At 65.0% G+C, this 12,477-nt stretch carries 6 protein-coding genes and 5 pseudogenes; 3 read left to right on the forward strand and 8 right to left on the reverse strand.

The genetic code is table 11. From position 1 onward, the window contains the following. Positions 1 to 73: 73 nt before the first annotated feature. Positions 74 to 356, forward strand: a pseudogene (locus tag ACMATS_RS37400) (transposase); the annotation flags it as partial. On the opposite strand, the gene ACMATS_RS37405 reads toward ACMATS_RS37400, so the two are convergent. The 3 genes and pseudogenes from ACMATS_RS37405 to ACMATS_RS37415 form a co-directional block, all read right to left on the reverse strand. Further along, positions 242 to 2,365 (reverse strand): glycosyltransferase family 4 protein, encoded by a 2,124-nt coding sequence (locus ACMATS_RS37405; protein ID WP_414170569.1) that lies wholly within the window; start codon positions 2,363 to 2,365, stop codon positions 242 to 244. The pseudogene ACMATS_RS37400 and the gene ACMATS_RS37405 overlap by 115 nt on opposite strands. A gap of 508 nt (positions 2,366 to 2,873) precedes the next feature. After that, positions 2,874 to 4,496 carry a hypothetical protein gene (locus ACMATS_RS37410; protein ID WP_414170570.1) on the reverse strand — a complete coding sequence of 541 codons (1,623 nt, stop codon included), beginning with the start codon at positions 4,494 to 4,496 and terminating at the stop codon, positions 2,874 to 2,876. 726 nt (positions 4,497 to 5,222) lie between these two features. Beyond that, positions 5,223 to 6,033: pseudogene (locus ACMATS_RS37415) on the reverse strand (IS5 family transposase). A 404-nt stretch (positions 6,034 to 6,437) separates the two neighbouring features. On the opposite strand from ACMATS_RS37415, the gene ACMATS_RS37420 reads away from it, so the two are divergent. Continuing rightward, positions 6,438 to 7,670: a sensor histidine kinase gene (locus tag ACMATS_RS37420; RefSeq protein WP_414170571.1), complete on the forward strand. Its 1,233-nt coding sequence runs from the start codon at positions 6,438 to 6,440 to the stop codon at positions 7,668 to 7,670. Between the two features lie 357 nt (positions 7,671 to 8,027). On the opposite strand, the pseudogene ACMATS_RS37425 reads toward ACMATS_RS37420, so the two are convergent. From ACMATS_RS37425 to ACMATS_RS37435, 3 genes and pseudogenes are all read right to left on the reverse strand, one after another. Then, positions 8,028 to 8,930: pseudogene (locus tag ACMATS_RS37425) on the reverse strand (IS3 family transposase); the annotation flags it as partial. Between the two features lie 7 nt (positions 8,931 to 8,937). Beyond that, positions 8,938 to 9,330, reverse strand: coding sequence for a hypothetical protein (locus ACMATS_RS37430; RefSeq protein WP_414170572.1), 393 nt, complete (start codon positions 9,328 to 9,330; stop codon positions 8,938 to 8,940). 105 nt (positions 9,331 to 9,435) lie between these two features. Beyond that, a pseudogene (locus ACMATS_RS37435) lies at positions 9,436 to 9,702 on the reverse strand (ISAzo13-like element transposase-related protein); the annotation flags it as partial. Between the two features lie 72 nt (positions 9,703 to 9,774). On the opposite strand from ACMATS_RS37435, the gene ACMATS_RS37440 reads away from it, so the two are divergent. Continuing rightward, positions 9,775 to 11,124, forward strand: a complete 1,350-nt coding sequence (locus tag ACMATS_RS37440; protein ID WP_414170573.1) for an IS4 family transposase — start codon at positions 9,775 to 9,777, stop codon at positions 11,122 to 11,124. Positions 11,125 to 11,141: 17 nt separating this feature from the next. Here the strand turns inward: ACMATS_RS37440 and ACMATS_RS37445 are convergent. Both ACMATS_RS37445 and ACMATS_RS37450 read right to left on the reverse strand, forming a co-directional pair. Beyond that, positions 11,142 to 12,092: pseudogene (locus ACMATS_RS37445) on the reverse strand (ISAzo13 family transposase); the annotation flags it as partial. A 66-nt stretch (positions 12,093 to 12,158) separates the two neighbouring features. Continuing rightward, a complete protein-coding gene (locus ACMATS_RS37450) occupies positions 12,159 to 12,461 on the reverse strand; it encodes a transposase (RefSeq protein WP_414170574.1) in 303 nt (100 codons plus the stop codon). Positions 12,462 to 12,477: the final 16 nt, after the last annotated feature.

Consider the following 12,477-nt stretch of genomic DNA (forward strand, 5'->3'; position numbering starts at 1 on the left):
CGGCCACGGGTGGAACGGATACGTGACCACCAGCGAGTCCTCAGGAGCGACACGACTACGGGCAATCAGATGCCAGCTCTCGTCCGATGCCTGGGCTGAGACGGTCGTTCCTGGCCTTCGACATCGAGATCCGCAAGGTCATTTGCTCCATCAACACCGTCGAGGACGTCAACACCCGTATTCGCAAAGCCATCCGCGTACGCGGGCATGTCCAGAACGAAGCAGCAGCCCTCAAGCGCGTCTACACGGAGCTGATGTCCCTCGAACCCACCGGCAAGGGCCAGCGCCGCTGGACCATGCGCTGGAAGAAATCCCTGAACGCCTTTGAAGGCCGCCTCACCACCGCTGACAAGTAACCAACCGAACCGCACGGATCAGCCGTCGATTTTGCACTTCCGAGGTTGACGACGTTCATGGAGAGTTCGTTGCCGACGGTGAAGAAGGGGCGGACCCGGACGGGACCACGTTTGGTCTTTCTCAGGATGATGGGCGGGTAGTTGTGAACCCGCTTCTTGTCGGTGTAGTCGCCGAGGAGTCGCGCGATGCGTACTGGCGTGGCGCCTTGGTCCGGGACGAGGTAGAGGTCCCACCGGTCATGCTCGACGGCCCGCCGATGAGCGGGGATGCGTACGGGTACGGTGAAGCGGAATCCGCCCTCGGGCAGGCGGGTCACGGGAAGGCTGAAGCCGATCTCTTCGTGCTCGCGTCCCACCAGCTGCGCCTCGCTGGATTCGGTGCATTCCGTGCCCCACAGCCGCCCCTGCACGGTGAAGCTGTCCTCGTCCAGCCGGATGTGCTCTGCTTCGGCGTGTGTGTGCCGTACCCAACTGCGGAGGGCGAGCGTCTCGTCCGGGTGGACCACAGGGACGAGGGCGTGGAGTGCGGGATCCGTCTCACAGGAGCCGGTGATCTTCATCAGGTTGCGGTTGTCGTAGTGCCCAGTGCTCAGACGCCGACGGAGCTGGGTATCCGGAGAAGCGACATACAGGTCCCAGTTTCCTTCGGGCAGGGAATGGCCGTCCCGGGGGATGACAGCCGTGCAGCTGTTTTCCTCCGATCCTTGTGTTGCGGGAATGAACGGGAAGGATATTTCGACTTGTGGGGTTGCTGCCGTGTTGACGCAGACCAGCTGGAGGTCGCTGAACTGCGAAGGGTGATCCGTGGTGAGGGCGACGTCGCCTTGCCTGGATACGGTCCATGAGGCGGTGGCGGGCAGTTCGCGTCCGATGGCCAAGGTCTCGAAGAGCGCTTCGTAGCGGTGTGCTGCCTTCTGGGGCACGTAACGCGCGGCGCTGAGCCGGGCTGTTGCTCCCATGAGGGCGCGGCGCACCGGGTCTTTCATCAGCGCCCGCAGCGCCGACGACAGCGCCTCCGTGTCGTCCACCGGTATCAGCAGGCCGTCTGAGCCGTGCGTGATGATCTCTCGGGGGCCGTAGTCGCAGTCCGTGCTGATCACAGGAAGGCCGCCTGACATCGCTTCAATGATGTTCATGGGCAGGCATTCGGACGCTGAGGCTGAGACCGCGATCGCACCCTTGGGCCACTCCATGTCCATGTGTCCCGACGCGCCCATGAGCAGGATTTGGTCGTGGAGGCCGAGCTCGCCGATCAGGGTGTCGAGTGTGGCGCGTTCGGCGCCGCGGCCGTAGATCCTCAGCCGCCAGTCCGGAAACTCCCCGGCGACTGCGGCGAAGGCCCGGATCAGGCGGTCATAGCGCTTGTCCTCGTCGAGCCGACCTGCCGCGATGACCGTGTTGCTGTCGTGGTCGCAAAGGCGCCCGGGCAGAGGCGGCACACCGTTGGGGATCGCGGTGACGAGCACCCCGGACTCCCCGAACATATTGCGGAGGTTGGCGGAGTCCTCGCTGCTGACCGAGACCAGCGCGTCAAGGTTGCGGGCTGCTTCCAGCAGGGCCTGTCGCTGGCTGGCCCCGAGAGAATAGCTTGCCTGGTGGATCTGTGCGATCTTGAGGAAGTTGCCGCCGAGGCGCCCCAGGCACACCGCTATGCCGGGGTGGCACGAGATCACGACGTCCGCCGACGTGGCGGAGAGGTATTCGGCGAGCCGGAGTTCGGCCAGACGGCTGTTGTCCTTGGTCCGCATTCCATCCTTTACCGGGAAGATACGCACCGGCATGTGGAGGCGCGGGTCATGGCCGTCGAAATGGGGGGAGGTCTCCCGCAGATCGACCAGGTCGACTGTGGTGACCCGCGGGTCTAGTGGGAACTGGGCCCTCTCCCGGTCCCGGAGCATTGAGACAACCTCGACCTGATGGTGGTGGGCCAATGCGTTCGCCAGGTTCACTGTGCTCTTGATCACTCCGCCGATGGCATAGCGGTTATGAATGAGAAACGAAATCTTCACGACTGCCCTTGCAATTTTCCTACGAACTGTCCTGCGGTCCCCGAGACCACATGCGCACCGCGTTCGGCGGGGCCGGCTTGCTGACGAGGGCCAGCCCGGCACCCCGATGCACCTACGCAACCAGGGCTGCCTCTCGGCCTGCCCGCTCGCACCGGCGAAGCCGTCAAGCCTGTCCAGCAGGGATGAGAGCGCGTACTTCCCCCCCATCACCTCGACGCGCCGCCGCCGAGCTGGCGATGCCATGGCCGTGCCCATAGCGCGAGGCGGCATCCACCACAGTCAGGTCTTCGAGGGACGGCGCGAGAAATCGGCTGCCCTCAGGGGCCACCTGCACTAGCCTCAACCGAACCACCGGAGCCGAACGGCACCGAGTGCGGCTGGCCCCGGGTCAAGTACCAGACGCGTCAGTCCACGCCTGATCATCGCCGAGCAAATGCACACTGCCGTCGACTGTGCCCTCACACGGCGATACTGGTCACAACGCAAACGTTCAACATGCTCGGTACTGCTACTCCAGAATGTTTCTCGCGCCCTCCGGCCTCAGCCGGCGCATATGTGCGCAGGGCGCCCCTGGCGCGCAGTGCTGCCAGGACACCGGATCCTGCCGCAGCCAATTGTCCGGGGGGATCGTCAGAACCTCGAAGGGCAGCACGGTCGCCTGTGAGGTTCCTCCCTCTCCCGCTGCCACAAAAGCGATGCTGTGGACACCGGGCAGCCACTCGTGCGGCAAGCGGTACCGCCAGGTGCCGTCCGCCGCCACCTGAGCCTCCCCGATCCAACGGCCCTCGCACAGGGCCACAACCGTTTGCACCCCCGAAGCGGCGGTGCCCCTGAACACTGCGCCGGGGCCGTTCAAAGACCCCGGCTTGGGAACGGTGACCACAGGAGAAGGCACTCGTGATCGCACCGAGAACCGTACGTGGGCCGTCTTGGATCGCCCGCGGTTCGATATGGCGACCACCCCGACCTCGTGCTGGCCGGCCGACCAGCACACCTGACGCCGCCAGATCCAGCGCCCGTCCGCGCCAACCCTGGCGGTGCCGATGACCTCGTCGCCCTCAAGAAACAGCACCCACGAAACTCCCGGTGACGCGTTCCCTCTAAATTTAAGAGTGGGATGCCCAGTTGCATCTTCGGTAGGCGAGTAGATATCAGGCGCCGTAAATGCCACCGGAGACTGGGACCAGTCCGGCCACTGGGCTACGCAATCCTCTATTCGGGCAGGCCGGGTCCACGGCTCCACAGGAACAGGGCCGGCATCGGGTATGCCGCCCGGCGCCAGTCCCAGATTGCTCAGGTCTTGGGCCACCAACCAGGCCACCGCCCGTGCCCCTCGCTGGTTGAGATGAAGAGTGTCGATAATTCCCTCCGGGCACTGGGGATGCTCGCCGACATCGAACCATCGGAAATACCCCCGTGCCTTTTCCGCTCCCAGTTCGGAGAACAGCTCGGCACTCTTGCGCTGCAGGTCGATGAGGGCGACCCCGCGCTCGGCAGCGACCGCACGCGTATATACAGAGTAATCATTGGCGACCGGCTGCAATGATCCACCCGCGTCAAAAATATGCCGTGCCGCCTGTGTAACTAGCACCGGAATCACGCCACGGGCCTGCAGCACATCGATGTACAGACCCAGATACGCCTTGAACTCCTCCGGAGTCCGATAGAGATCGGGCCGGACCATGGCCTGCTCGCAAACCCCGAACCCAACTAGAAAGATATCCCCGTCGGTCAAACTGTTGAGGATCATAGGAAGCCTGTTTCGGAAGTACCAGTGCGTCGTGCAGCTGTCGCTTGCTGTATTGACGACCTCGAGCGAAGCCCCCACCAGGTCGTCGAGATGCTGCCCCCAGCCGGACACGATCTCGTTGCTCTCACTGCGCTCGGTCGCGACCGAATCCGAAGCGATGACCAATTTCCGCCGACGGCGCACCTGGTCCCTGCGGTCGGTCGGCGCATCGTGGGGGCGGGTGTGCGTGGCCGGGGGTTCGAGACGCTGCCTCCAGTTGGAGGCAATCGCCTTGATACTCCGACGCTTGGCCGTCATCGAATCGTCGGCCAAAGGATTCCCTATGTCGTGCGGCAAGATCGCCGAACCCCTTCTTCCTGTTTCCGCCGCGGCCACCAACATCTGGGTTTCCGGACAGATTGTCTTTCCGTCACCTGCTGCTACGAGTTCTGTACCACGGCCAGGAAATCCTAGGCAAGGGTGAATCAAATGGGCAAGACTTCAAGAACTCCTGCAGGAACCCCTGGCAGGTATCTGCAGGATGGTCGTTCGATGCTATGACGTCAACCGTGCACAGTATTACATTGACTTTGGTGCAGGAAACCGTCGGCAAGTTGGAGCCGCGCGTACTCCCGCCGTCGACTAACGATATCTCCCGGGCCGCCACGTCGACTCGCGGAATCCAGCATAGAGTATCCACTTGGTGTAGCTCTGTATCAATTAGTACCTTGTCAGCCGGTCCTGTAGATACAGCAAATAACTTTCGTCAACCCGCGAGGCGCATCAGGGATACCGCGCTGGCGAATTATTATGACGGAACCTGGCGCTACGGTCCTCGGAAGCCGAGGGCTTCGTCCGGTCACATACAGGCATCGACGGAAAAGAGGATATGAAGCTAAGTTCCATGCAGAAACACCAAGTTGGTACGAAGGAGACCTGTGCCCGTGGCCCGACAAGCACATTCCCCGCCGAAGCGTCCGACAGCGGTCTGTTTCCTGTTCACCGATGCTGTGACCTGATCGAAGCTCCCGCGTCACATCGAGCTGTGTGAGCGAAGGCAGCGGGTATCGGTGAGTACCATCGCCGGGCTCGCAAAGGAGTTCGGCGATGGTGCCCTGCTAACAACGGCTAACACAATGAGCTGAGTTGTCGGTGGGTGATGAGGCAGCAGGCGAGTTTGAGGAAGGCTTCGTGGATGTCGGCCCTGCGTTCCCAGCGGATCCGGAGACGTCGGAAGCCGTGCAGCCATGCAAAGCTGCGTTCGATCACCCACCGGTAGGTGCCCAGACCGGTGCCGTGTCGCGTACCGCGGCGGGCGATGGCCGGCACGATGCCGCGAGCGCGGACCTGGTCGCGGTAGATGTCATGGTCGTATCCGCGGTCGGCGAAGAGCGAGTCGGGCTTGCGGCGGGGGCGCCCCACCCGGCCGCGGACCGGCGGGACCGCATCGAGCAGGGGCAGCAGCTGGGTGACGTCGTTGCGGTTGCCGCCAGTGAGCAGGACCGCGAGTGGGGTGCCGTGCCCGTCGGTGATCAGGTGGTGCTTCGAGCCGGCCCGGCCCCGGTCGACCGGCGAGGGGCCCGTGTGGCTCCCCCTTTTAGGGCTCTGACGTGGGAGGAGTCGACCACGCAACGGGACCAGTCCAGCCGTGAAGCCGCGTTGAGGTCCGCCAGCAGGACCTCGTGCAGCCGCTGCCAGACGCCGGCCTCGTTCCAGTCCCGCAAGCGTCGCCAGCAGGTCATGCCCGAGCCGAAGCCCAGTTCCTTGGGCAGGTACTCCCACTGGATGCCGGTGTGCAGCACGTACAGGATCCCGCACAGCACGTCCCGGTCCGGCAGCAGCTTGCGGCCGGATACCGAAAGCGGCGCTCGCGCTGCGGCAGTAGCGGCTCCAGGCGGTCCCACAGCTCATCCGACACGATCCAAGGCGATGTCCCCACACCGGACCGAACGCTCAACTCCCACCCCGGACACGGCCATCAGCACCGATCCGCCTCATTGTGTTAGCTGTTGTTAGGCCCTCACGCAGCAGACACGATGCAGGTATCACGACAGGTGATCACCTATGCGCGGAGTGCGACCCGTCCTTAACGGAATTTAGGTCAGGACGCAGAGAACGCCCTCACGACCAACCGGGCCGTACCACGGATTACTCGGCTATAACTATCGACTCGACACTACGTCTGCTTACACGACTGAAGTCACTCATTCGACCACTCTGGTGGTGTATGCCGGTCTGATGCATGAGCAGACGTCACCGGTCCCGCGCCGAAGTGGTATACGGCATGAAAGTGGTGTTCATGAGTAGTCCCTTGACGGAACAAGAAGGAGGTGCACGGTTCGCGTGATCAGATTTTCCCCTGTCGATATGCAACGGTTTCGTGCATGGCTCGGATCGCCGCTTTGGAAGCTACCCGCCTCACGTGGCGATGCCCTGGTCGCAGTGGCGCTTGCCGGCCACGGAGTGAGTGTCGTGCTCGTCCGGGCGGCACCGCACAGTGGTCCGGTCACGAGCGTCATCTTGAACATTGCGGGGGCACTCGCCTTTCCTCTCCTGCGCCGCAGCAGCCCTGTCCTGTACGCAACGTTCGCGTGCACCATCTACATCATCACCGACCTGTATGCCCTTTTGATGGCTGCCGCGTACGCCCTCGGGGATGGGTTTCGTGTTCGACCGCGCCGCCGGGCCGTGGCACAGGTAGGACTGACCCTCATGGCCATGCTCACGGGTGGCTATCGCAGTTCCGGAAACACAGTCCTCAAAGCTGGCATCGGGTATTTCGGTAGCACAGCTCAGCTACCAGGCTGGGTATTTCGGCTTTCTGTTCCGGTTGTTTCCGCCTTCATGCTGGGGCTGTCTCACTACCTTCTCGCTGAGCTCCGTGAACGCAACTGGGAAATCGAGCGACAGCACGGGGCGCGCATCGAAGAGGCGCGCCGGCGCGAGCGCACTGCCATCGCTCGTGACATGCACGACGAGCTCGGCCACTCCCTCTCTCTCATCAGCCTCTATGCAGGAGCTCTGGAGAACCAGGCCCGGTACTCGGGGGAAGTCCGCAAGCTGGGCATGGTTATCAACAAGGCCAGCATCGCAGCGCACGATAATCTCCGGGTGATCCTGAGAATGCTGCGTGACACCCCCTCACCTATGCAGGCAGAGCCCGAACATGCCAGCTCTGGAGCAGCCATGGCCGAGCTGGTTGCCAACGCTGCGACCACTGGGCTGGATCTGCGTATGGAACACGGATGGGACTGCGTCGACCCCCTGCCGCCGGAAGCCAAAGCGGCGCTGTACCGCACGCTTCAGGAGTCACTGACCAACATCATCAAGTACGCTGCCGGGTCGCAGGTGCGGGTCGACTGTGCCCGGACGGAAGACGGCGTGCGACTTATCGTGCGCAACACCATGGGCCAACGTGGTCCCTCCGGTGACCAAAGCGCGGGCTTCGGTCTCGTCGGGATGGAGGAACGCGCTGTGTCTCTCGGAGGCAGCTTGCGCGCTGGCCCCACTAATGACGGTGGATTCGAGGTCGACTTGTTCATCCCCATCCCGACGGCATTGGAGGCATCTGTGTGATTCGTTTCGTGATCGTCGATGACGACGCCCTGATGCACGTCGGCCTCAGCGCAAGGAGTTTGTCCCCTGTCTGGAAAACTTGAGGCAGCGGGACTTGAGGATTCGAAGACAGGAACCGCTTCGTGGCGGTGAAGCAATACCCGCCGGGGTTCAACGGCATGAATGTTCAGGCCATTGCCCGTCGGGATGGCGCACCCTGTGGTTCCCAGGAGTCGGCGCCACCGTCCGCACCCCCTACCACTGGCACCACGAACTCCCCGAGCACTGCAAGCGGTTCAGCCGTGTCCACGCCCGCTTGTGAGCCCCAGGCGAACGCGCCTTCACCAGGGGGCCTTGACCCCGAATCTTGGACATGGCTTATGCGGCTTCTGTCAGGGTAGTTGATGGTGTGTGGCGTGCTGTCTCGTAGGCGATCGGGCTGCGGTGTGCGAGTCGGGAGTGACGGCGGACGGTGTTGTAGCGGTGGAGCCAGCGGAACGTGTCGAGGCGGGCTTCGCGTTCGTTTGACCAGCTCTTGCGGCCTTGGAGCGTCTCTCTTTTGAAGGTTGCGTTGAAGCTCTCCGCGGCGGCGTTGTCCGCCGAGCTGCCGATGGCGCTCATGGACTGCAGGACGCCGGCCCTTGCGCAGGCGCCGGCGAACGCCTTGCTGGTGTACTGGGCGCCGTGGTCGGTGTGCATGATGGCGCCGTTCAGGCTGCCGCGGGTGCGTTCGGCCGCGTCGAGCGCGTTGATGACGAGCTCGGTGCGCATGTGGTCCGCGATCGCCCAGCCGGCCAGGCGGCGCGAGCACAGGTCGATCACGGTCGCCAAGTAGCAGAACTTCCCGCCGCCGACGGGCAGATAGGTGATGTCGCCGACGTACTTGGTGTTCGGTTGCTCTGCGGTGAAGTCGCGTCCGATCCGGTCCGGGGCCTTCGCCGCGGACCGGTCCGGGACGGTGGTGCGGCATTTGCGGCGGAGCCTCAGGCCAGCGATGCCGAGAGTGCGCATGAGGCGGGTGACGCGCTTGTGGTTCACGCACTCGCCGCCGTCGCGGAGCTCGGCGGTGATCCTCGGGACGCCGTAAGTGCCGTCCGACTCGCGGTGGATCTTCCGTATCTTCGCGGCGAGCCTGACGTCGTCAGCCTGCCGGGCGGCACGCTCGGGCGCGGTCTTGCGCCAGTGGTAGAAGCTGGAGCGGGCGATGCCCAGCACGCGGCACAACCGCTTCACGCCGAAGCGGCGCTGGTGGTCCTCAACGAACTGGAAGCGGTTCAGGAGCCGTCAACTAACTACTGCCTGACTTGATGTTGCTCTCGTAGTCAGCGATCACGTCCTGGAGAGCGTCGATCGTGCGGGGTGGGTGGGTTCGCCGGGGCTGGGTGAGTGCTGCGGTGATGTCGGGGGCAGCAGCGAAGGCCAGCAGGGGCATGGTCCGGTGGGCGTGGTAGCTCAGGGTGTTGCGGTCCCGGCCGAGCAGCCGGGCCGTCAGAGTGAGCGTGACGGTGTTGCGGCGGTTCAGGACGGCGGCCAGGACGCGGTGGCGGTGGTCGAGGAAGCCGAAGCCGGGGTTGTATCCGCGCCGGTTGAGGCCCTTCCTCTTCTCCCGCTCCGCCTCGGCCAGGACCCGGCGGCAGGGCTCGAGTTCCTCCACGAGACGGTCGAACAGCTCGCGGGGCATGCCGGTCAGAGCGGGGTGCGTGAGCAGGTGGGTGGCCTCGGCCGGAATCGGGGGTGCCTTCGCCCGTTCCGGCTCGGCAGGCGGCGGTGCCGTCTGCGGGTCATACGGGGCGATGGTGTAGTTCCACTCCCCGTGGAAGTCGTCACGCTGGACGCGCTGCAGGGTCGCCTTGCGCTCGTCCTTGGTGAGCGTGCGGCCGGTGGGGTAGTCGTTCTCGTCGAGGACGGCGTTGACGGTAAGGCCGGTGCTGGTGCGGGTGGCTGCGATGCTCTGGAGCAGGACCTCGTAGCTGGTCAGGGGCCGTCCGCGCAGGCTGTGGGTGATGCGGGAGAACAGGCGATGTTCGACTTTGTTCCATTTTGAAGTTCCGGGCCAATGCCGTTGCTTGACTGCTCATCAGTTCGGTGGTGGGGACGTGCTGGGCCCGCCGGGCGTTGGCAGGTCATGCATCCGTGGATAGGGCGATCCGATGACGTGCGGCTGGGTGCGCTCACTGCTTGGGTGACGCCGGAGCTGGTGGATGACGTGTTGGCCGAGTGTGGTCGGGGTGGGGTGAAGCCGGGGGCGCTGTCGCCGCGGTTCATGGTCTACTTCACGCTCGCGCTGGCGCTGTTCGCGCAAGACTCTTACGACGATGTCGCGGAGAACCTGGTCGGGGCACTGGAGGGGATGGACGAGACGATCCCGAACCGGGCCTCGTTCACCCGTGCCCGGCAGCGCCTGGGGCCGGAGGTGTTGGAGGCGGTCTTCCGCCGGGTGCGCGGACCGGTGGCCCCCGCCAAGGTGGGCAGGGCATTCTGGCACGGGATGCGCTTGGCCGCCGTCGACGGCTTCGTACTGGACCTGCCGGACAACAAGGCCAACCGGGAGTTCTTTGGTGGGTGGAGCGACGCGCGCGGGGCGCCGGCCGGGTTTCCGCAGGTGCGGGTGGTGACGCTGACCGAGACCGGCACGCACGCCTCGATCGACGCCCGGATAGGAGGCTTCAACGGTGGCGAGCGGGAGTTGGCGGTGCAGATGGCCTCCTCCGCGGCCGGGATGCTGGTCATCATGGACCGCAACTTCCCCGGGGTGGAACTGTGGAAGGCGTACACCCACGCCGGAGCGCATCTGCTGCTGAGGGCTCGGTCGACAGTCGCCTCCCGGCCGCTTGAGGTGCTGGCGGACGGGAGCTATCTGGGGCGGATGAGCCTGGCCGGGCAGCGGGCCTCGCATCCGGGCGGGGTGACGGTCAGAGTCGTCGAGTACCGCATCGACGGCGGCGAGCTGATCAGGTTGCTGACCGATCTGCTGGACGTCGAGGCCTACCCGGCGGCGGAGTTGGCCGCGCTCTACCATGATCGGTGGGAGGCGGAATCGGCCTACCGGCAGGTCAAGACGTTCCAGCGCGGCCCTGCGCAGGTGTTGCGCTCGGCCACTCCGGCGCTGGTGCACCAGGAGGTCTGGGCGCATCTGGTGGTGCACCACTGCCTGAACGGGATCATCATGCAGGTCGCCTACGGTGAGGAGACCGACCCACATCGGATCTCCTTCGTCAAGGTCCTCAAGCACGTACGGCGCAGCGTGATCCGGCAGACCAAGGACGCCGTCTCTGCAGTCGGGGCATTCCTGGCGATACTGGAGGCCAAGGTCCGCCGCAAACTCGACACCGGTCCTCGCCGCAGCCGCAGTGCGCCACGAGTCCTCAAACGCCCGGACTCGAAGTACTCGCCTTCGGTGAAGAAGCAGCAACACGGACCCACCCAGCAAGTCCCCGCGAAGGTGATCACCCTCAGCCCGGCGATGCTTCAGTAGCTCAAACAACGGCATTGAGTTCCGGGCGGGAAGTGCAGGACGGTGATGATCAGTCCGCATTCGTCGGCGAGGACGGCCAGGTCCTTCTTGAACAGGTGAGAGTCGGCGGAGTTCGCTCCTCCGGAGTCGGCGGTGATCAGTAGCCGGGTGGCGCCGGGGTAGTCCTGTCGGCCCTGCTGGCTCCACCAGCGGCGGATGGACTCCACTGCGAAGGCCGCAGTGTTGCGGTCGGTGCCCACGTTCACCCAGCCGGTGTCCTGTCCCAGGTCGTAGATGCCGTACGGGATTGCGAACGGGGTGTCGGGGTCCACGAAGTCGTGGTCCGGGGCCGTGATCGGCATCCCCTTGGGGCGGTAGGTGCGGCCCGCCCGGGCGAAGTCACCGATCGGCTCCTTCTGTTTCGTGTCCACGCTCACCACCGGCAGGCCCTGGTCCAGGAACCGCTGGACGGTGGCGTTGATGTGCTGGAACTGGGCGTCACGGTCTGGAACTTGACTCCCGGCACGGGTCTTGGCCATGCCCTGGAGGCTGAAGCCCATCGAGTGCAGGAGCTTGCCCACGGCCGGGGCACTGATCGGATGGCCTGCCATGGTCAGTTCCCGGGCCAGGTCCCGCAGCGAGGCAGTGGTCCAGCGCAGTGGGGAGACCGGATCGCCGGCCTCCCGCGGCTCGATCAGGGCCTCGAGCGCCGGCATCAGACCGGGGTCACGCTCGGCGGCCGGTCTGCGTCCGCCGCCAGGTCGGCGCACCCGGCCCAGCGCCGGCGCACCACCCACAAGCTCGTCGCGTCCCCGTGCGATGGTCGACTCCGATACCTCCGCCAACCGGGCTACCGCCGCGATCCCGCCGTGCCCGAGCGCATCGGCCTCGGAGGCCAGATACAGGCGACGCTGCCGCTCGTCCAGATGCGGCAGTATCGCCGCGAACTTCACATCCAACGCTGCCAGAGCGGCCTCCGTGATTCCCACGGGTCCCCTCTACCACGCAGCAGACCGTAACTGGCCGAAATCAGGCAGTAGTTAGTTGACGGCTCCTCACCAGCGCGTCTCCCCGGCGAAATACTTCGCGGCCCCCCGCAGGATGTCCCGTTCCTCCTCCAGCTCCCGGATCTTCTTGCGGGCGGCGGCCAGCTCGGCCTCCAGCGGCAAGGACGGCTCCCCGGCCGTCCCGGAGGCTGCGTGCGAGCCGGTCCGCCGGCCGTCCGCCGCCCGTATCCAGTTCCGCAGCGTCTCCGTGTTGACGCCCAGATCGGTGGCGACCTGCTTGATCGTCACCCCGGGCCTCGACCGGTACAGCTCGACCGCGTCCCTCTTGAACCCGGCCGGATAGTGCTTCATGACCACGACATGTCCG

This window comes from Streptoverticillium reticulum, assembly GCF_047456005.1.
Taxonomy (GTDB): domain Bacteria; phylum Actinomycetota; class Actinomycetes; order Streptomycetales; family Streptomycetaceae; genus Streptomyces; species Streptomyces reticulum.